This window comes from Streptomyces sp. NPDC058758 (assembly GCF_042746075.1).
Taxonomy (GTDB): domain Bacteria; phylum Actinomycetota; class Actinomycetes; order Streptomycetales; family Streptomycetaceae; genus Streptomyces.
Window position 1 is genome coordinate 190,895 of sequence record NZ_JBHYPS010000002.1, and the last position, 19,378, is coordinate 210,272.

19 protein-coding genes and 1 riboswitch are annotated in these 19,378 nt (G+C 71.1%); of the genes, 11 read left to right on the forward strand and 8 right to left on the reverse strand.

Annotation, left to right across the window (positions count from 1 at the left end):
* Positions 1-7: 7 nt before the first annotated feature.
* Positions 8-1,525 (reverse strand): cytochrome ubiquinol oxidase subunit I, encoded by a 1,518-nt coding sequence (locus tag ACFW6A_RS03725; protein WP_351842808.1) that lies wholly within the window; start codon positions 1,523-1,525, stop codon positions 8-10.
* A 202-nt stretch (positions 1,526-1,727) separates the two neighbouring features.
* Between ACFW6A_RS03725 and ACFW6A_RS03730 the strand changes: the two genes are divergently transcribed.
* The gene (locus ACFW6A_RS03730; protein WP_351842810.1) at positions 1,728-2,102 is read left to right on the forward strand and encodes a cyclophilin-like fold protein; all 375 of its coding nucleotides are present in this window, start codon (positions 1,728-1,730) and stop codon (positions 2,100-2,102) included.
* An 18-nt stretch (positions 2,103-2,120) separates the two neighbouring features.
* On the opposite strand, the gene hisC is transcribed toward ACFW6A_RS03730, so the two are convergent.
* A complete protein-coding gene (gene hisC / locus ACFW6A_RS03735; RefSeq protein ID WP_351842812.1) occupies positions 2,121-3,218 on the reverse strand; it encodes a histidinol-phosphate transaminase in 1,098 nt (365 codons plus the stop codon).
* Between the two features lie 647 nt (positions 3,219-3,865).
* On the opposite strand from hisC, the gene ACFW6A_RS03740 reads away from it, so the two are divergent.
* The 3 genes from ACFW6A_RS03740 to ACFW6A_RS03750 all read left to right on the forward strand — a co-directional run bounded on the left by ACFW6A_RS03740 (position 3,866) and on the right by ACFW6A_RS03750 (position 7,639).
* A complete protein-coding gene (locus ACFW6A_RS03740) occupies positions 3,866-4,972 on the forward strand; it encodes a LacI family DNA-binding transcriptional regulator (RefSeq protein ID WP_351842814.1) in 1,107 nt (368 codons plus the stop codon).
* 466 nt (positions 4,973-5,438) lie between these two features.
* Complete coding sequence (locus ACFW6A_RS03745) at positions 5,439-6,845, forward strand: metallophosphoesterase (protein ID WP_386638487.1); 1,407 nt, start codon at positions 5,439-5,441, stop codon at positions 6,843-6,845.
* A 161-nt stretch (positions 6,846-7,006) separates the two neighbouring features.
* Positions 7,007-7,639: a hypothetical protein gene (locus ACFW6A_RS03750; protein ID WP_386638490.1), complete on the forward strand. Its 633-nt coding sequence runs from the start codon at positions 7,007-7,009 to the stop codon at positions 7,637-7,639.
* Positions 7,640-7,768: 129 nt separating this feature from the next.
* On the opposite strand, the gene thiC is transcribed toward ACFW6A_RS03750, so the two are convergent.
* Complete coding sequence (gene thiC / locus ACFW6A_RS03755) at positions 7,769-9,556, reverse strand: phosphomethylpyrimidine synthase ThiC (RefSeq protein WP_351842818.1); 1,788 nt, start codon at positions 9,554-9,556, stop codon at positions 7,769-7,771.
* Positions 9,551-9,701, reverse strand: a riboswitch (TPP riboswitch). (Overlaps the previous gene by 6 nt.)
* 71 nt (positions 9,702-9,772) lie before the next feature.
* Here thiC and ACFW6A_RS03760 point away from each other — a divergent pair.
* Positions 9,773-11,185, forward strand: a complete 1,413-nt coding sequence (locus ACFW6A_RS03760) for a YibE/F family protein (protein WP_386638493.1) — start codon at positions 9,773-9,775, stop codon at positions 11,183-11,185.
* A gap of 223 nt (positions 11,186-11,408) precedes the next feature.
* On the opposite strand, the gene ACFW6A_RS03765 is transcribed toward ACFW6A_RS03760, so the two are convergent.
* From ACFW6A_RS03765 to ACFW6A_RS03780, 4 genes are all read right to left on the reverse strand, one after another.
* The gene (locus tag ACFW6A_RS03765; protein ID WP_030493805.1) at positions 11,409-11,849 is read right to left on the reverse strand and encodes an SsgA family sporulation/cell division regulator; all 441 of its coding nucleotides are present in this window, start codon (positions 11,847-11,849) and stop codon (positions 11,409-11,411) included.
* Between the two features lie 138 nt (positions 11,850-11,987).
* A complete protein-coding gene (locus ACFW6A_RS03770) occupies positions 11,988-12,758 on the reverse strand; it encodes a helix-turn-helix domain-containing protein (RefSeq protein ID WP_351842822.1) in 771 nt (256 codons plus the stop codon).
* Between the two features lie 291 nt (positions 12,759-13,049).
* Entirely contained in the window at positions 13,050-13,268 is a 219-nt protein-coding gene (locus ACFW6A_RS03775) for a DUF5326 family protein (RefSeq protein ID WP_351842824.1), read from the reverse strand.
* Positions 13,269-13,451: 183 nt separating this feature from the next.
* A complete protein-coding gene (locus tag ACFW6A_RS03780) occupies positions 13,452-13,769 on the reverse strand; it encodes a cupin domain-containing protein (protein ID WP_351842826.1) in 318 nt (105 codons plus the stop codon).
* Positions 13,770-13,819: 50 nt separating this feature from the next.
* Here ACFW6A_RS03780 and ACFW6A_RS03785 point away from each other — a divergent pair, with 50 nt between their 5' ends.
* From ACFW6A_RS03785 to ACFW6A_RS03800, 4 genes are all read left to right on the forward strand, one after another.
* Positions 13,820-14,203: a phage holin family protein gene (locus tag ACFW6A_RS03785; protein ID WP_351842828.1), complete on the forward strand. Its 384-nt coding sequence runs from the start codon at positions 13,820-13,822 to the stop codon at positions 14,201-14,203.
* 8 nt (positions 14,204-14,211) lie between these two features.
* Positions 14,212-14,730, forward strand: coding sequence for a low molecular weight protein-tyrosine-phosphatase (locus ACFW6A_RS03790; RefSeq protein ID WP_351842830.1), 519 nt, complete (start codon positions 14,212-14,214; stop codon positions 14,728-14,730).
* Between the two features lie 4 nt (positions 14,731-14,734).
* The gene (locus ACFW6A_RS03795) at positions 14,735-15,898 is read left to right on the forward strand and encodes a cystathionine gamma-lyase (RefSeq protein WP_386638497.1); all 1,164 of its coding nucleotides are present in this window, start codon (positions 14,735-14,737) and stop codon (positions 15,896-15,898) included.
* Between the two features lie 147 nt (positions 15,899-16,045).
* Positions 16,046-16,525, forward strand: a complete 480-nt coding sequence (locus ACFW6A_RS03800) for an NUDIX hydrolase (RefSeq protein WP_351842834.1) — start codon at positions 16,046-16,048, stop codon at positions 16,523-16,525.
* Here the strand turns inward: ACFW6A_RS03800 and ACFW6A_RS03805 are convergent.
* A complete protein-coding gene (locus ACFW6A_RS03805; protein ID WP_386480983.1) occupies positions 16,457-17,689 on the reverse strand; it encodes a globin domain-containing protein in 1,233 nt (410 codons plus the stop codon). The two genes, ACFW6A_RS03800 and ACFW6A_RS03805, sit on opposite strands and share 69 nt — an antisense overlap.
* 201 nt (positions 17,690-17,890) lie before the next feature.
* On the opposite strand from ACFW6A_RS03805, the gene ACFW6A_RS03810 reads away from it, so the two are divergent.
* Both ACFW6A_RS03810 and ACFW6A_RS03815 read left to right on the forward strand, forming a co-directional pair.
* Positions 17,891-18,754, forward strand: a complete 864-nt coding sequence (locus tag ACFW6A_RS03810) for a GNAT family N-acetyltransferase (RefSeq protein ID WP_351842836.1) — start codon at positions 17,891-17,893, stop codon at positions 18,752-18,754.
* A 138-nt stretch (positions 18,755-18,892) separates the two neighbouring features.
* Complete coding sequence (locus tag ACFW6A_RS03815; RefSeq protein WP_351842837.1) at positions 18,893-19,360, forward strand: MarR family transcriptional regulator; 468 nt, start codon at positions 18,893-18,895, stop codon at positions 19,358-19,360.
* Positions 19,361-19,378: the final 18 nt, after the last annotated feature.

Below are 19,378 nucleotides of genomic sequence, written 5' to 3' on the forward strand. Positions count from 1 at the left end.
CTGAGCCTCAGTACGAGAAGGCCATGGGCCGGTCGGGGTCGCGGGTGTCCCCGCCGATCTTGGTGGGCGGGTTGAGGTCGTTCTCGGTGAGCTCGGGCGGGCCGGCCTTCACGTACTTCACGAGGAGCTTGACCTCGATGACGGCGAGGATCGCGTAGAGGGTGGTGAAGACGATCATCGAGGTGAGCACCTCGCCCTGGGATACCCCGGGGGAGACGGCGGCGCTGGTCTTCATCACTCCGTAGACCACCCAGGGCTGCCGGCCCATCTCGGTGAAGATCCAGCCCCAGGAGTTGGCGATCAGCGGGAAGAGCATGGTCCAGAGGGCCACGATCCAGTACCACTTGCCGATCTTCGGGCTGAGCGCCTTGTTCTTGAAGAGGACGAGGTTCGGCACTTCGTCCTCACCGGTCCTCAGTCCGGGGGCGAGCATGAACTTCTTGCGGGTCAGCCAGAGCCCGATCACACCGAGGGTGAGCGAGGCCATGCCGAAGCCGATCATCCAGCGGAAGCCCCAGTAGGCGACCGGGATGTTGGGCCGGTAGTCGCCGGGCCCGTACTTCTCCTGCTCGGCCTTGTTGACGTCGTTGATGCCGGGGACGTACGAGTCGAAGTCGCCGTTGGCGAGGTAGGACAGTATCCCGGGGACCTCGATGGCGACCTTGTTGTGGCCCTTCTCGACGTCGCCGTAGGCGAAGATCGAGAAGGGTGCGGGCGCCTCGCCGTCCCACAGCGCCTCGGCGGCGGCCATCTTCATCGGCTGCTGCTTGAACATGACCTTGCCGAGCATGTCACCGCTGATGGCGGTGCCGAGGCCGGCGATGATCAGGGTGATCAGGCCGAGCCGCAGCGAGGTCCGCATCACCGGGACGTGCCGCTTGCGGGCCAGGTGGAAGGCGGAGATGCCGACCATGAAGGCGCCGCCGACGAGGAAGGCGGCCGTCATGGTGTGGAAGAACTGGGTGAGCGCGGTGTTCTGGGTGAGCACCGCCCAGAAGTCGGTGAGCTCGGCCCGGGCGCCCTGGCCGCGGTCCTCGTTGATGCGGTAGCCCACCGGGTGCTGCATCCAGGAGTTGGCGGCCAGGATGAAGTAGGCGGAGAGGATGGTGCCGATCGACACCATCCAGATGCAGGCAAGGTGGATCCTCTTCGGGAGCTTGTCCCAGCCGAAGATCCACAGCCCGATGAAGGTGGACTCGAAGAAGAAGGCGATGAGCGCCTCGAAGGCGAGCGGGGCGCCGAAGATGTCGCCGACGAAGCGGGAGTAGTCCGACCAGTTCATGCCGAACTGGAACTCCTGCACGATGCCGGTGACGACACCCATCGCGATGTTGATGAGGAAGAGCTTCCCCCAGAACTTCGTCGCCCTGAGGTACTTCTCCTTCTCGGTCCGGACCCAGGCGGTCTGGAGACCGGCGGTGAGTGCGGCGAGGGAGATCGTCAGCGGGACGAAGAGAAAGTGGTAGACGGTGGTGATGCCGAACTGCCAGCGCGCCAAGGTCTCCGGCGCCAGAGCGAGGTCCACGTCGTCTTCTCCTTACATCGCCGTGGTCACATCGGCAGTTTGCCCCTTATATCCCCCCGCTTCCGGGACGAACGGGACACGCTTGTGAACGCGTTCACATTCACAAGCATTATGACTCATACGAAATCCGTACTGCAGAGCGGGGGGCTGTACCGAAGGTCACACCTTCCCAAGACCTTCAACATATTGTTGAATCCGGGCCATGACCCTTCGGATACGCATTGCCTGGCCGGCCGGACACACCACGGCCACCCTCGACGAAACCCCCACGAGCAGCGCGCTCCTGGGGGCTCTTCCGATCGTCTCCACCGCCCGCACCTGGGGCGAGGAGGTCTACTTCGACACTCCGGTCTCCGTCCCGCGCGAGGACGGGGCGCGCCAGGTGGTCGACCCCGGCACCGTGGCCTTCTGGACCGACGGCGACGCCCTCGCCCTCCCCTACGGGCCCACCCCGATCTCGCGGGGCGAGGAGTGCCGGCTGGCGAGCCCGTGCAATCTGCTGGGCTCGCTCGACGACGACCCGCGGATCCTGGCCACCGTCCGCGACGGCGACCCGATCCGCGTGGAACGGGTCTGAGAAGGGCGTCCCGAGCCGTCAGGCTCCCTGGCGGAAGCCCTCCGCCACCTTCAGGAACAGGTCGTTCGCCTCGGTCTCGCCGATCGTGACGCGCACGCCCTCCCCCGCGAACGGACGCACCACCACGCCGTGCCGCTCGCACTCCGCCGCGAACTCCACGGTCCGCTCACCGAGCCGCAGCCAGACGAAGTTCGCCTGCGCGTCCGGAACCGTCCAGCCCTGGGCCACGAGCCCCGCGTGGACCCGCTCGCGCTCCGCCACCAGCGAGCCGACCCGGCCGAGGAGCTCGTCCTCGGCGCGCAGCGAGGCCACCGCCGCGTCCTGCGCCACCTGGCTCACGCCGAACGGCACCGCCGTCTTGCGCAGCGCGGCGGCCACCGGCTCGTGGGCGATCGCGAAGCCGACCCGCAGCCCCGCCAGGCCGTACGCCTTGGAGAAGGTGCGCAGCACCGCCACGTTCGGCCGGTCGCGGTAGAGCTCGACGCCGTCCGGGATGTCGGTGTCGCGCACGAACTCCTTGTACGCCTCGTCGATCACCACCAGGACGTCGGAGGGCACCCGGTCCAGGAAGCGCTCCAGCTCGGCCCGGCGCACCGCGGTGCCCGTCGGGTTGTTGGGGTTGCAGACGAAGATCAGGCGGGTCCGGTCGGTGATCGCCGCCGCCATCGCGTCGAGGTCGTGCTCCTCGTCGGCGTTCAGCGGCACCTGCACCGAGGTGGCCCCGCTGATCTGGGTGATGATCGGGTACGCCTCGAAGGAGCGCCAGGCGTAGATCACCTCGTCGCCCGGGCCCGAGGTCGCCTGGAGCAGCGACTGGGCGACGCCGACCGAGCCGGTGCCGGTGGCGATGTGGGACACGGGGACGCCGAAGCGGTCGGCCAGCTCCTCCGCCAGCTCGGTGCAGGCCATGTCCGGGTACCGGTTGAAGTTCGCGGCGGCGGCCAGCGCGCTCTCCATCACGCCCGGCAGCGGCGGGTAGGGGTTCTCGTTGGAGGACAGCTTGAAGGCGACCGGGCCGCCCGCCGCGGCCGGCTTGCCCGGCTTGTACGTGGGGACCCCGTCCAGCGCGGCGCGCAGCTTCGGGGTGGACGCGCTCGTCCCGCTCGTCTCGCTCACAGTGTGGCCTCCTCGACCGTCCGTACCGCCAATGCTTCTCACTTTATGAGGATTCCCGTCCGCTGCGAATGGGCTGTGGACAACAGCCCTGCAACGCCGACGCTGTGGAAAACCTCCCCGAGGGGGCTCCTCGAAGGCCGTCGCCCACGGCCTCCGGACCGCCTCCGGACCGCCTTCCGACGACCTTGCGGACGGGCTTCCGAACGAGCTTCCTCGCACCCCGCGCCCGCGGCCTCCCCAAGGCCCCCTCCGACGGTCTCTCCGGCGGTCTCTCCGGCGGTCTCTCCGGCGACCTCCCTCGCGGCCTCCCCGGCGGCCTCCTCACCGGCCTGCCCGAGGTCCTTTCCGGCGGGAGCAGCCCCCCTCCTCGCCCGGTCGCCCCCAGGAGGGGGCGCGTGAGTGGGTGGCGTGCGCCGGTGGCGAGCGCCGTGGCGCGCGTCCCCCGTAGAGGTGAGTTGAGACCTCTTCGAGACCTCGCCCCCACGCCAGGCCCATCCCGCCCGACGACATCGACTCGCATGGATAATCCCTCAACTGCCTTGGATTACCTCTTAATTCACCCCCATCGACCATGCAGAAACGTGCCTGTCAACGTCTGCATATGCGGCCGTCTCACCCACCCCTCATCGCCCTACTATCGGCTCGCCATGACAGCAGCAGGGAAGCACCAGGTGAGCCGGGCACAGACCCGGGGAAGCCGGCAGGGCCGGGCAGGCATCCGGGACGTGGCCGCCGCCGCCGGGGTCTCCATCACGACTGTCTCCGACGCGCTCAACGGCAAGGGCCGACTCCCGGACGCCACCCGCCGACACGTCCGCGAGGTCGCCGACCGGCTGGGCTACCGCCCCTCCGCGGCGGCCCGCACGCTCCGCACCGGCAAGTCGGGGTTGATCGGCCTGACCGTGACCACGTACGGGGATGAACCTTTCACCTTCACGGAGTTCGCCTACTTCGCGGAGATGGCCAGGGCCGCCACCTCGGCCGCGCTAGCCCGCGGCTACGCCCTCGTCATCCTCCCCGCGACATCACGCCATGACGTCTGGTCGAACGTCGCCCTCGACGGCACCGTCGTCATCGACCCCTCCGACCACGACCCGGTCGTCACCGAGCTGGTCCGGCAGGGCCTCCCCGTCGTCTCCGACGGACGCCCCGCCGGCACGCTCCCGGTGACCGCCTGGGTGGACAACGACCACGAGGCCGCCGTCCTCGACCTCCTCGACCACCTCGCCGACGCCGGCGCCCGCCGCATCGGCCTCCTCACCGGCACCACCACCGACACCTACACCCGCCTCTCCACCACCGCGTACCTCAACTGGTGCGAGCGGGTCGGACAGGACCCCGTCTACGAGGCCTACCCGGCGCACGACCCGTGCGCGGGCGCCGTCGCGGCCGACCGGCTGCTCGCCCGCCCCGACCGTCCCGACGCCGTCTACGGCCTCTTCGACCCCAACGGCACCGACCTCCTCGCCGCCGCCCGGCGCTACGGCCTGCGCGTCCCCGACGACCTGCTGATCGTGTGCTGCAGCGAGTCCACCGTGTACGCCACGACCGAACCGCCCATCACGACGCTCTCGCTCAAACCGCGCCGCATCGGCACGGCCGTCGTCCAGCTCCTCATCGACGCCATCGAAGGGGTCGAGGGGGACGGGCCGGTCGAGCAGGTGATACCGACCGAACTCATCATCCGCACCTCTTCGCAGCGCCGGTCGCCGCGGACGACGGTCAGCCCGCCGCGCTCGCCCGCGAACGACTGACGCCCCCTCCGGACCCCGGCCGCGCCGAAAGAGCGGCCGGGACGGCCCCACGCCGAAACCCTCCGCACGACCCGTGCCCGACTCCTCGTACGACCCCGGGCGCGGGCCTCTCGTACGACCCCGGGCCCGCCCCCTCGCACCACCCGGGCGCGCCCTCTCGCACCGCCCTCGCGCGATTCCGCGCACGACCCGCGTGCGCCCCTCCACGACCGGAAGAACGAGCGCCATCCCACCCCTGCCCGTGGGCGGAGACGGCGAAACCGGCCACCCCACCGGACCCAACCCTGGACTGGACCTTCTCAATTCGGGCGAAACAACCGGTGAACCCGGAGCGAACCCGGATTCACCACCCCTGGTGCGTCACACAGGCGGACCCTCATTCCTATGATGGGCGCACGACACCGCGGACCCCCCGACCAGGCCGGTCCGCGATGTGCAGGGCATCGCGACGGTGGTGGAGGGGTCGATGACTCAGGGGGCCGGTCAGGATCCCGTGGAGCGCACGGCGACATTGCGTGACTTCCGCGTACCCCCGTACGCCCGGGTGCCCGTGCAGGGCCACCCGGCCGAGCCGCCCGCCGCACCGGCCGATCCCACACTCCACCTGGGCACCCGCCCGGCCGCGTACCCCGAACCGGTCACGTTCCCGGAGCCGCCCGCGCGCCCCGAGCCCGCCGCGTACTCCGAGCCGCCGGCACGCCCCGAACCCGCCGCGTACCGCGAACCGGCCGCTCCCGGAGCCCCCCTGGCCACCGGGCACGCCACCACGCGCGCCACCGACCACGGCCCCACTGGGCACACCACCCCCGGGCACCCCACCGGCCACCCCGCCGCCGCACCCGCCCCCACCGGCCACGGCACCACCGGGCACGCCGCCGCACACGCCCCCGCCGCACACGCCGCCGCGCCCCACCCCGGCGACGGCTACCCCGGTGACTTCCCTGACGGCTACACCCCGACCGAGCGCGACCTCCCGGTCATCCAGCGCGGCGACACCCTCCAGGTCCCCGTCGCCGCGGCCGCCGCGCCCGCTCCCGTCCCCACCGGCGACGGCCCCGGCCCGCTCTACGTCGTCGGCGACGTCCACGGCTACCTCGACGAACTCGTCGCCGCCCTGCGCGCCCAGGGCCTCGTCGACGAGAACGGCGGCTGGGCCGCGGGCAACGCCCGCCTGTGGTTCCTGGGCGACTTCACGGACCGCGGCCCCGACGGCATCGGCGTCATCGACCTCGTCATGCGGCTCTCCGCCGAGGCCGCCGCCGCCGGCGGCTACTGCAAGGCCCTCATGGGCAACCACGAGCTGCTCCTCATCGGCGCCAAGCGCTTCGGCGACACCCCGGTCAACTCCGGGGCCGGCACCGCCACCTTCCAGGCCGCCTGGCTGCTCAACGGCGGGCAGAAGCACGACATGGACCGCCTCCAGGACGTCCACCTCCAGTGGATGTCCCGGCTCGACGCCGTCGTCCACGAGGACGGCCACCTGCTGCTGCACTCGGACACCACCGCGTACCTCGACTACGGCCAGACCATCGAGGACGTCAACGAGACGGTCCACGAGATCATCCGGCGCAACGACGCCGACGAGGTCTGGGACCTCTTCCGGAAGTTCACCAAGCGCTTCGCCTTCCGCGACGAGGGCGGACCCCAGGCCGTCCAGGAGCTGCTCGGCACCTACGGAGGCTCCCGGATCGTCCACGGCCACAGCCCGATCCCGTACCTCCTCGGCCAGGTGGGCACGGAGGACGGCGAGGAGGACTCCCGCCCGGCCGTCGACGGTCCGCACGTCTACGCCGACGGGCTCGCCATCGCCATGGACGGCGGGGTCACCATGGCCGGAAAGCTGCTGGTGGTCCAACTCCCGCTGGCGGACTGACTCTCACCCTGCGCATCCGGGGCAGGCGAATTCCGGAAACCCCCTGTCAGCGCGCACGGTCACGGCCCTACCATCGTTCTCCCCAGCTAGGCAGGCTCTCCTCCGCTTCCGCCCGGACCGCCGTTCTCCACGGCCGGTCCCGGCCCATCGAGCATCGGGGGATGCACATGAACGTGGCTCCGCACCTGCTGACCGAGGACCGCGCCGAGTACGAGCGGCTCCTCGACGACGCACTGCGCACCGCACCGGAACGGCCGGAACTCGCCGGTGCGGGCACGCGGCTGACGGCCGCCCAGCTCCGCGTGATGGCACTGAACGCGACGGCGCTGATCACCGCGGCGGCGGCGAGCGAGTACGAGCACTTCACCAAGGTGCGCGAAGAGCACCGCGCCGCCTCCAACCGCCCCCGGACCCCCGACCCAGACGAGTCACCGGGCGCCGTCGCGGTCCTCACCGTCCTCGTCCCGGTGCTCGCCGGCACGGCGGCCGCGATCTTCCTCCTGGTCGGCGCCGCGGTCCACCTGTTCGCCCCGGACGCCGCCCTCGGCGCCACCCTGCTCACCGCGGGCCTGATGTTCGGCGCCCTCGCCGCCGCCGGACTGCTCTGCGCCGGCGCCGGCCTCCTCCTGACGGCCCTCCGCAACAGCCCCGCCGAGTCCGGTGCCCCCGACGACGAACTCACCCGGGCCCGCGCCGACTGGCGTGAAGCCCTCCTGGAACGCGGTGTCATCCCCTTCCTCCAGGCCGCTCTCACCGCCACCACCGACCCCGGCCCCCCGCCCCCGCCCGTCTGACCCACCCCGACCCGGCCCCGACCCGCCCCGGGCACGGCCCCGGAGACGTCCCGGGCACGCCCCGGAGACACCCCGGCCCGCGATCCCCCCGTGGACCGCGGGCCGGGGCACGTCCCGTACGACCGGCGGCTACTCGGCCAGCGGCAGGTAGACCCGGTTGCCGGAGGCCGCGAACTCCGCCGACTTCTCGGCCATGCCGGCCTCGATCTCCTCCTTCTTCAGGTCACCGCCGTGCTCGCGGCGGATGTCCTGGGAGATCTTCATCGAGCAGAACTTCGGGCCGCACATCGAGCAGAAGTGAGCCGTCTTCGCGGGCTCCGCCGGCAGCGTCTCGTCGTGGAACTCGCGGGCGGTGTCCGGGTCGAGGGCCAGGTTGAACTGGTCCTCCCAGCGGAACTCGAAGCGCGCGTCGGAGAGCGCGTCGTCCCACTCCTGGGCGCCCGGGTGGCCCTTGGCGAGGTCCGCCGCGTGCGCCGCGATCTTGTACGTGATGACGCCGGTCTTCACGTCGTCGCGGTTCGGCAGACCCAGGTGCTCCTTGGGCGTGACGTAGCAGAGCATCGCCGTGCCCCACCAGGCGATCATCGCCGCGCCGATGCCGGAGGTGATGTGGTCGTACGCGGGCGCGACGTCCGTGGTCAACGGGCCGAGGGTGTAGAACGGCGCCTCCTCGCAGATCTCCTGCTGGAGGTCGATGTTCTCCTTGATCTTGTGCATCGGGACGTGGCCCGGGCCCTCGATCATCGTCTGCACGTTGTGCCGCTTGGCGATCGTGTTCAGCTCGCCGAGCGTGCGCAGCTCCGCGAACTGGGCGTCGTCGTTGGCGTCGGCGATCGAGCCGGGCCGCAGTCCGTCGCCGAGCGAGTAGGTGACGTCGTACGCGGCGAGGATCTCGCAGAGCTCCTCGAAGTGCGTGTAGAGGAAGTTCTCCTTGTGGTGCGCGAGGCACCAGGCCGCCATGATCGAGCCGCCGCGCGAGACGATGCCGGTCTTGCGGCGCGCGGTGAGCGGCACGTACGGCAGGAGCACGCCGGCGTGCACGGTCATGTAGTCCACGCCCTGCTCGGCCTGCTCGATGACCGTGTCCTTGTAGATCTCCCAGGTCAGCTCCTCGGCCTTGCCGTCGACCTTCTCCAGGGCCTGGTAGAGCGGCACGGTGCCGATCGGCACCGGGGAGTTGCGCAGCACCCACTCGCGGGTGGTGTGGATGTTGCGGCCGGTGGACAGGTCCATGACCGTGTCGGCGCCCCAGCGGGTCGCCCAGGTCATCTTCTCCACCTCCTCCTCGATGGAGGAGGTGACGGCGGAGTTGCCGATGTTGGCGTTGACCTTCACCAGGAACCGCTTGCCGATGATCATCGGCTCGATCTCGGGGTGGTTGACGTTGGCGGGCAGCACCGCGCGACCCGCCGCGATCTCCTCGCGGACGACCTCGGGGGAGACGTTCTCCCGGATCGCCACGTACTCCATCTCCGGGGTGACCTCCCCGCGGCGGGCGTACGCGAGCTGGGTCACGGCCTGCCCGGCGCGGCCGCGACGGGGCAGCCGCGGGCGGCCGGGGAAGACCGCGTCGAGGTTCTTCAGCCCGCCGCCGCGCGGCGAGGTGTGCTTGATGCCGTCGTCCTCGGGGCGGACCGGCCGGCCCGCGTACTCCTCGGTGTCGCCGCGCGCGATGATCCAGTTCTCGCGGAGCGGGAGCAGGCCCCGGCGGACGTCGGTGTCGACCGCGGGGTCGGTGTACGGACCGGACGTGTCGTACAGCGTCACGTCCTTGCCGTTGGTGAGGTGCACCTGGCGGACCGGCACCCGGAGGTCGGGGCGGGAGCCCTCGACGTACCCCTTGTGCCAGCCCGGCGTGCGCGCGCCGTTCGGGTCCTTCTGGTCGGAGGCAGGCGTGCGTGCGTCCTGAATGGTCATGAGACCGAATCTCCCTACGCCGGCATTACCCGGTAACAGGTTCGGCGGTCGGCGCAGCCTCCTCCCGTACGTACGTCAGTCAGTACGCGCGTACGGTGATCAGCGCCCTCTCAGCCCGGTGCTCCGAGCTCCCGCGTGTGCAAAGGTGTCACGAGGCTAGCGCCCTCCCTGGCGTGCTGAACAGTGGGCCCCCGCCGTTCTTGCGATGATCGGGCGGTGACTTCCTCGCAGCAGACCCCCGATCCGCACGGCCACGAGCACGGGCACGGGCACGGGCACGGCTCCGGCAACGGCGCTGCTCACGGCGCTGGTCACGGCCACGACCCGGGGCACGGTTCCAGGCACGGGCACAGCCACAGCCACAGCCACGGGCCCGCCGCACCCGTCTCCCGCCATCTGCGAAGAGTCATCGCGGCCGTCCTCATCCCCTTCGCCACCGCCGTGGTCGTCGGCCTCGTGGTGCTCTGGCCCGGCGGCACGCCGGCGCACGAGCGGACCGGCGTCGGCTTCGACCGGCAGACCGAGCAGGGCAAGGTCGTGGCGGTCGAGCAGGTGGACTGCAAGGACGTGAACGCCGCGCAGGTGCCGCCCACCGGCGACACCTCGACCCCGCAGGGCCGCGAGGCGGTCAACGGCCAGCAGGGGCAGTGCGAGAAGGCGACGATCGAGGTCACCAGCGGCCCGGACCAGGGGCGGCGGTTCACCGAGATCGTCCAGCCGGACGCGCCTCGCCAACTGGACGAGGGCCAGGGCGTGGTGGTCGCCTACGCCCCCGACGCACCGAAGGACCTGCAGTACTCGGTGACGGACGTGAACCGCAAGGTGCCGATGGCGGTCCTCGCCGGCATCTTCGCGCTCGCGGTCGTGCTCGTCGGACGGCTGCGGGGCGTGATGGCGCTGATCGCGCTCGCGGCGAGCTTCCTGGTGCTCACGCTCTTCATCCTGCCCGCGATCCTGGAGGGTTCGAACCCGCTGGTCGTGGCCGTGGTCGGGTCGAGCGCGATCATGCTGCTCGCGCTCTACATGTGTCACGGCCTCTCCGCGCGCACCTCGGTCGCCGTCCTCGGCACGCTGATCTCGCTGCTGCTGATCGGCCTGCTCGGTTCCTTCTTCATCGGCTGGGCCTCGCTCAGCGGCAACACCGACGACTACACCGGGCTGATCCACGGCCTCTACCCGGAGATCGACATGTCCGGCCTGCTGCTGGCCGGTGTGATCATCGGTTCGCTCGGTGTCCTCGACGACGTCACCGTGACCCAGACCTCGGCGGTCTGGGAACTCCACCAGGCCGACCCGGGCATGGGGCCGCGCGCGCTCTACCGGGCCGGCATCCGGATCGGCCGCGACCACATCGCCTCGGTGGTCAACACGCTGGTCCTGGCCTACGCCGGTGCCGCGCTTCCGCTGCTCCTGCTCTTCACCATCGCGCAGAGCAGCATGGGGACGGTGGCCAACAGCGAGCTGGTGGCGGAGGAGATCGTCCGGACCCTGGTCGGCTCGATCGGCCTGGTGGCCTCGGTGCCGGTCACGACGGCGCTCGCGGCACTGGTGGTGTCCGCCGACCGCCCGTCCGAGGAGACCGGCGTCCGGACGGCGGGCCGCGGCGGGCGGCGGCGCCGCGCGAAGTGACGGGCGCGCGGCGGCCGTACGGGACGCGGTCCCTGTCGGCGGCGACACCCGGGCGGGCCGTTCCGCGGCCGTACGCGGGCGGGGCGGTTCGGCGGCCGTGCGCGAGCGGGGCCTGACGGCAGCCGTACGCGGGCGGGGCCGGACGACGGCCGTGCGCGAGCGGGGCGGTTCGGGTCGGGCGTACGGGGCGGGCGCCGGCGTCAGCCGGACGGAGCGTGCGCGGTCAGGCGGGTCCGGCGCTCTCCTCGGCGAGGATCCGGCCGAGCGCGGCCTCCAGGCTGTCCTCGAAGTCGCCCAGTGTCTGCTCCTGACCGAGCGGGACGAGCTTGTCCGTGCGGTCGAGGAAGGCGACGAGCGGCGGGGCGCTGGCGCGGAAGAGGGCGCGGTCGCCGCCCACCTGGAGACGGATGGAGACGTCCGACAGGCCCTCGGGGTCGGTCGGGGCGATGTGGACGTCGCCGTCGCCGCTCGGGCGGTTGATCCCGTCGAGCAGCAGCTCTCGACCGAACGCCCAGGTCACGGGCGCGTCTCCGGGGAGGTGGAAGGTCATCCGCACCGCGTAGGGATCCCGGGTCTCGTATCGCAGTTCTACCGGGATCTTGAAGGAGAGCTCCTCGGAGACGAGGAAGCTCATCAGGACCTCGGCCTGAACCGACTCTCGCATCATGTACCCCGCAGTAGATGGAGCAGTTGTGTAAACACAGCTGCTGAAAGCTGTGACCGAAACGGCCAGGAATGATCCCCCGTGGCCCTCTTGACGCAATCGTGCTGTACGCGCTAGCGGATCACAAGGAGTGATTTTTCAGATACTGATAGAGAAGGCGAGCGAACTGAAGAGACTTCCGATCTCTTTGCGTAGCCGCTCGACTGCTGGGAGCAACCGTTCTTCCTGGTGAAGGGGGAGGGAAATGGCCAGAGTGGCGGCAGTGGAACCCGCTGTAATGGGGATCGCCGCACAGACCGTGCCGAGCGCATATTCCTGACGCTCCACCAGGGGCTCCATTCGCCCCAAACCGCCCAAACGATCCAAAAGCATCCGCCGGTTACGCACCGTGTACGGAGTGATGGCTTCCACCGGGTGGCGGTCAAGGTGGTCTTGACGAGATTTCAGATCCAGTTGGCTGAGCAGACACTGCCCGATCGCATGGGCGTGACCGGTCTCCCGGAAGTCCGCCCACTCCTCCACCGCGGGGGAGTTGGGGGTGTCCGCCACGGAGACCAGCTCGATCTCGCCGTCGCGGTAGAGCGCGAAGTAGACCGGCACACCGATCTCGTCCCGCCAGTGGGCAAGGGAGTCCTCGATCTTGATGCGACGATTCTGCACAGCCCCGCCGCCGGCCAACCTGGCGGCTGCCTCCCCCAGATAGAAGGCACCCTTCTCGCGGCGCAGATAGCCCTCGTGCGTCAGGGTGCGGAGGAGGTGGTACGTCGTGGGCAGCGGAAGGCCCGTCTCCCGGGCGAGCTGCTTGGCGGGGGCGCCGTCCTCGTGGGAGGCCACGGCCTCCAGAAGTCTCAGCGCCCGCTGCACCGAGCCGATCAGGGTCGGCGCAGCTGTCTGCGTAGCCGTGGCCAAAGGTCACCCCCAGGCGTGACAACGAATGCATGACTGCACCCGCTCGCGGGGGCCGCCCCCGCGCACCCGCCGGGCCTGGGACCTGGTACACCGATGGGGCCCGTGGAACGGACCCCTCAAGGGACGAGCGGGGAACCGCTGGTCTGCCGGAGATCTACGCCCGTAGCCCCCGACTCGGCGGAGATTTGCCACTCTAGTGGCTTGTCCTCACCCCCCACCCCGTTTCCACCAGCGCGTTCCCTCTGCCGGGCTAACGCCCGACAGAGGCCGAATACCGATGAGTAGCTTGTGCTACCAGTCGCGGTCCGACTTCGACGGCGTGCCGAACTTCCGTACGGCGTAGATGAGTCCGGCCACGAGCGCGACGAACAGCAGCACCTTGAACAGCAGGCCGACGACGAAGGCGAGGACGCTGGTGATGACCCCGCCGAAGACGAGCAGGACCAGGGCGGGTATCGCGATCCACTTCACCCACCACGGCAGCCCCGCGAGAATCTCCTGTACGGCCATGGCTCTCTCCTTCGCTCACGAAGCCCGTCCGGAACCCTCCGTCCCCGACACCTCAAGGCTAGGCGGGGAGCCCGTCCCGACGGGGCCCCGGAAGCCCGGGCTCTCCCCTGACCCGCCCCCTAGGGGAACCAGGGGATCCGGCCCCCGATAACCCGGACGAAAGACCGGAAGGCCCGGGGCCCGTCACGCCTCCGGCGGGGAGAAGACCACCAGGACCCGCAGGTCCTCGCTGATGTGGTGGAAGCGGTGCGGCACACCGGCCGGCACGTAGACCACGCTGCCCCGCGCCACCTGCGTCGTCTCCTCCCCGACGGTGATCGCCGCCCGCCCGGACACCACGAAGTACACCTCGTCCTGAGCGTGCGGCGACTGCGGGTCCAGCGCGCCCGCGTCGAGCGCGTACAGCCCCACCGACATGTTCCGTTCGCTCAGGAACTGGAGGTACGCCCCCTCGTTGGCGAGGCGCTCCGCCTCGAGTTCGTCCAGCCGGAATGCCTTCACTGCCGTTCGCCCCTGCCCTTTGCCCGATCGTCTCTGCCACGATCAGACACATGAAGAATTTCGTAGTCAAGACGCTCGCCAACGCGGGCGCCCTAGGAGTCGCCATCTGGCTCCTCGAAGGCATCACCCTGACCGGTGACGACGCGAGCACCGGCAAGGCGATCGTCACCCTGCTGCTCGTCGCCCTCGTCTTCGGCCTCGTCAACTTCCTGGTCAAGCCGATCGTGAAGCTGCTGACGCTGCCGCTCTTCATCCTCACCCTCGGCCTGATCACCCTGGTGGTCAACGCCCTGATGCTGCTGCTCACCTCGTGGCTGGCCGGCCAGTTCGACCTCAGCTTCCACGTGGACGGCTTCTGGACCGCCGTGCTCGGCGGCCTGATCATCTCCGTCGTCTCCTGGGCTCTCAACGTCCTGCTCCCCGACGGCGACTGAGCGCACCCATGACCTACCGCGTCTGCTTCGTCTGCACCGGCAACATCTGCCGCTCCCCGATGGCCGAGCACGTCTTCCGCGCGCGCGTGGAGGAGGCCGGCCTCGGCGGAGCGGTCGAGGTGGACAGCGCGGGAACCGGCGGATGGCACGAGGGCGACGGGGCGGATCCCCGCACCGTCGCCGTCCTGGAGGAGCACGGCTACACCTCCGCCCACACCGCCCGGCAGTTCCGCGCCTCCTGGTTCCCCGCCCTCGACCTGGTGGTCGCGCTCGACGAGGGGCACGTCCGGGAGCTCCGCCGCCTCGCCCGCACCCCCGACGAGGCCGCGAAGATCCGGCTGCTCCGCTCGTACGACCCCGCCGCGGGGGACGCGCTCGACGTCCCCGACCCGTACTACGGCGGACACGAGGGCTTCGAGGAATGCCTGCAGATGACCGAGGCCGCGAGCGAGGGACTCCTCGCCGCGGTCCGCGCCGGCCTCCGGGCCGGCACTTCGGGGGACGAGATCGAGGAAAGGACCCCGTGAGACCGTGAGCCCTCAGGAACAGCGCCACCCCGACGGGGGTCCCGGCGACGGGACCCTCGCCGTGCGGGCCGGACTGCCCGAGCCCGTGAAGCACGAACCGACCTTGCCGGGGCCGGTCTTCGCCGCCCACTTCCACCTGCCGGGCGAGCCCACCGGCCCGTACACCTACGGCCGCGACGAGAACCCGACCTGGACCCATCTGGAACGGGCCGTCAGCACCCTGGAGGCGCCCGGGGAGGCCGGCGTCGAGACCGTGGTCTTCGCCTCCGGCATGGCCGCGATCTCCGCCGTGCTCCTCTCCCAGCTCTCCGCCGGCGACGCCGTCGTCATGCCGGCCGACGGCTACCAGGCCCTGCCGCTCCTCCACGAACAGCTGCGCGCGTACGGGATCGAGGTGCGCACCGCCCCGACCGGCGGGGACGCCCAGCTCGACGTGCTCGACGGCGCCAGGCTGCTGTGGATCGAGACCCCGTCCAACCCCGGGCTCGACGTCTGCGACATCCGCCGGCTGGTCCGCGAGGCGCACGCCGGCGGGGCGCTCGTCGCCGTCGACAACACCCTCGCCACCCCGCTCGGCCAGCGACCGCTGGAACTGGGCGCGGACTTCTCGGTGGCCAGCGACACCAAGGGCATGACCGGCCACGGCGACGTGCTGCTCGGCCACGTCAGCTGCCGCGACCCCCGGCGGGCCGCGGAGGTACGACGCTGGCGCAAGATCGTCGGCGCGATCCCCGGCCCCATGGAGGCCTGGCTCGCCCATCGCTCCCTGGCCACCCTCCAGCTGCGGATCGACCGCCAGTGCGCCACCGCCCTGGAGCTCGCCCGGGTCCTCGCCGACCACCCCGACGTGACCGGGCTGCGCCACCCCGGGCTCCCCGACGACCCCTCGCACGCGCTCGCCGCGCGGCAGATGCGCCGCTTCGGCTCGGTGATCTCCTTCGAACTCGCCGACCGCGCCCGCGCCGAGCGCTTCCTGGACGAGCTGCGCCTGGTCGACGACGCCACCAGCTTCGGCGGGGTGCGCTCCTCGGCGGAGCGGCGCGGACGCTGGGGCGGGGACGCCGTCCCGGAGGGCTTCGTCCGCTTCTCGGTCGGCGCGGAGGACCCGGAGGACCTGATCGCCGACGTGCTGCGCGCCCTCGACGCCTCACGGAAGGCGACCGGCTAGCGGATCCCGGCGGGGCGGCTCCTCCGGAAGCGGGTAGGCAGCTCCGGAACCGGCCCGTCGCACGGGCGCGTCCCGTGCGACGGGCCGGTTCCGTGCCGCGGGGGAGCGATGAGTTTCAGCCCGGCGGGAACGGGCCATTTTCTTCCCATGACCGAACGGCCCGTGATCAAGCGCACCGCACGCGCCATCCTGCTCGACGGAAACGACCTCATCCTCATCAAGCGCACCAAACCGGGGATGGATCCCTACTGGCTGACGCCCGGCGGCGGCGTCGAGCCCTCCGACTCCACCGTCGTCGAGGCCCTGCACCGCGAGGTGCACGAGGAACTCGGCGCCAAGATCGTCGACGTGGTCCCCTGCTTCGTCGACACCGTCGAGCACATCGTCGACGGCGGGGTCTCCGGCGTGAAGGTCCAGCACTTCTTCGTCTGCCGGCTGGAGTCGATGGACCCGGGGCTGCGCCACGGCCCGGAGGTCGACGAACCGATCGGCGAGTACGAGATCGTACGGGTGCCCTTCAGCCGCGTCGGGATCGCCGCCGTCCATCTGGTGCCGCTCTCACTGCGCCACTACCTCGACGGGAACATCGAGGGCGTCCGCGCCATGCACGCTCCCGACCTCGGCTGACCCGGCCCCCACCGCGGCGAGTTCCGCCAGGAAGTCGTGGCGGATCCGCTCGTGGGGGACTCCCGAGCCGCGGAGCACGTCGACGCCCTGCCGGACCATGCCGAGCGGGCCCGAGAGGTAGGCGTCGCGCCCGGTCCAGGGGCCCGCCTCGCGCACCGCCTCCGGCAGCGGCCCCTGCGCCTCGGTCACGGTGTGGACGGCCAGCCACGGGAAGGTCTTCTGAAGCCGCAGCAGGGTGTCCACGTCGTAGAGGTCGTGGCCGCTGCGGGCCCCGTAGAACACGTCGACCTGCCGACGGTCGCCGTGTTCGGCGACGTCCTCCACCAGTGCCTTGATCGGGGCGATGCCCGTGCCGCCGCCCAGGCAGAGCAGCCCGGTGTCGGTGGCGTGGTCGACCGTCATGGAACCGGCCGGCGGGCCCAGCCGGAGCACGTCCCCGGGCCGGGCCCTGTGGACCAGCGCCCGGGAGACCCAGCCGGCCGGAACGGCCTTCACGTGGAGGGTGAGCAGCCCGTCGGGGCGAGGCGCCGAGGCGAAGGAGTAGTGCCGCCAGACGCGCGGCCACCACGGCGTCTCCAGGGTCGTGAACTGCCCGGCGAGGAAGGGATAGGGAGCGTCCGGCCGGAGCGTGAGCACGGCGATGTCGGGGGTCCGCAGATCGTGCGAGACCACCTCCGCCTGCCACCAGGCGGGGGCCTTCGCCTCGTCCTGGGCAGCCGCGTCGATCATGATCTGCGAGATCGCCGTGTACGCCCGCACCCAGGCCCCCTCGGTCTCCGCGTCCCAGCTCCGCTCCGCGTACCGGGTGAGCGCGCCGATCAGCGCCTCGCCGACCGCCGGGTAATGGGCCGCCTCGACGCCGTACTTCCGGTGCCCCCGGCCGAGATGGCCCAGGTACTCGCCGAGGAAGACGGCGTCGTCCATCCGCTCGGCGACCGTGAGCAGCGCCTTCAGCAGGCGGTCCCGCTGGGTGTCCATCGCGGCGGGGAACAGCTCCCGCAGGGCCGGGGTCCGGACGAAGAGCAGGGCGTAGAAGTACGAGGTCACCTTGTCGGCGACCGGGGCGATCTCCTCCAGGGTGCGGCGGACGAGCACCGCATCGGGGGAGGGCTCTGATATTCGGGCCCCCGTCCCGCCCGTCGTGCTGGTCGGACCATCCATCATGTGCCTCGCCTCACGCAGCCGGCTTCCGTGCTCGCAGCATGGCGGCTGCCCGCCGGGCTCCGGGCGGAAAGCGGCGTTCTCGGGCCAAAGGGCCGGGTTGCGGACTAGGCTCCACTCTTTCGGCGCGGGCGTGCGTTTCACGTGAAACATCACCGGAAAACCCCTGGACGACCGATCACCGGGTCGGAGAACCTGGCCGTCATGCCGATCTCCCCCACCGCCCTCGCCCAGCTCCCCGTCCGGCGCCTCGACGCCACCGACCTCCTGGCCTGCGCCGACCTCTCCGAGAACCGCGGCTGGCTCCGCGAGGAACACAAGTGGGGCCTGCTGCTCACCGCGGGCACCGGGTACGGCATCGACGACCCGGACGGCGACGGTCTGCTCGCCTGCTGCGTGGTCACCTCCTACGGCTCCGAGCTCGCGGCCATCGGCATGGTCCTCGTCGCCGAGCGCTACGCCCGCCGGGGCGTGGGGCGCCGGCTGATGCGGTACGTCCTGGAGGAGGCCGGGGAGACCCCGCTGACCCTCTACGCCACGGCGAACGGGCAGCCGCTCTACGAAGGGCTCGGCTTCACCGAGATCGGCCGCGCCGAGATGGTGAAGGGGCACTTCTCCGCCGCCGTGCCCGCCCCGCCGGTCACGGTCCGCGCGGCCACCGCCGAGGACCTCCAGGAGATCCTCCGCCTCGACCGGGAGATCTTCGGGCTCGACCGCACCCCGCTCATCACCCGGCTCCCGGCCTTCGCCGACCACCTGCGCGTCGCCGTCGACGGCGACGCGATCACCGGCTTCGCCGCCGCCTGGCCCAACATGGACACCCATGTCGTCGGCCCCCTGATCGCCCGCGACACCGCCACCGCCCAGGCGCTGGTGGCCTCGCTGGCGGCCGTCACGGACCGTCCGCTCCGCACCGACGTCGACGTACGCCACACCGGGCTGCTGAGCTGGCTGAAGGAGAACGGCCTGGACACGATCATCACCAACGCGGTGATGATCCGATCCCTCCCGGACCTGCCCGGCGACGCCGACCGGCGTTTCGCCCCGCTGACCGTCGCGGCGGGCTGACGCCGCGGAACCGCGCCCCGGGGCCGCGCCCGGGGACGGGACGATGACCGTGATACTTGCACACGCGCACTATTGCGTTCCATCGTCTACCCTGGATTCCGAGCAGCCCACCGGCCAGGAGAGGGACGAGGAGAGACCATGACCGCGACGGACCCCGCCCTCACCGCACTCGCACAGCGCTGGTGCGCCCTCTCCCTGCTGCACGGCCGGATCGAGTCCCACATCGAGCGTGCCCTGGAGTCCGGCCACGGCCTGAGTGCCCGCGAGTACTCGCTCCTCGATGTCCTCAGCCGACAGCACGACGGCCCGGGCGGGCACCTCCAGATGAAGCAGGTCGCCGACGCCGTGGTGCTCAGCCAGAGCGCCACCACCCGTCTGGTCACGCGCCTGGAGGACCGGGGCCTGCTCACCCGCTACCTCTGCGCGACCGACCGGCGCGGCATCTACACCGATGTCACCGAGGCCGGCCAGAAGCTCCTGGCGGAGGCCCGCCCCACCAACGACCGCGCCCTGCGCGAGGCCCTGGACGAGGCCGGGAAGAACCCCGACCTCGCGCCCCTGGTCCAGGTCCTCGAAGGCGAGACCGTCACCGCCGTCACCGTCTGACGGCCGGGCCGCCCCGTA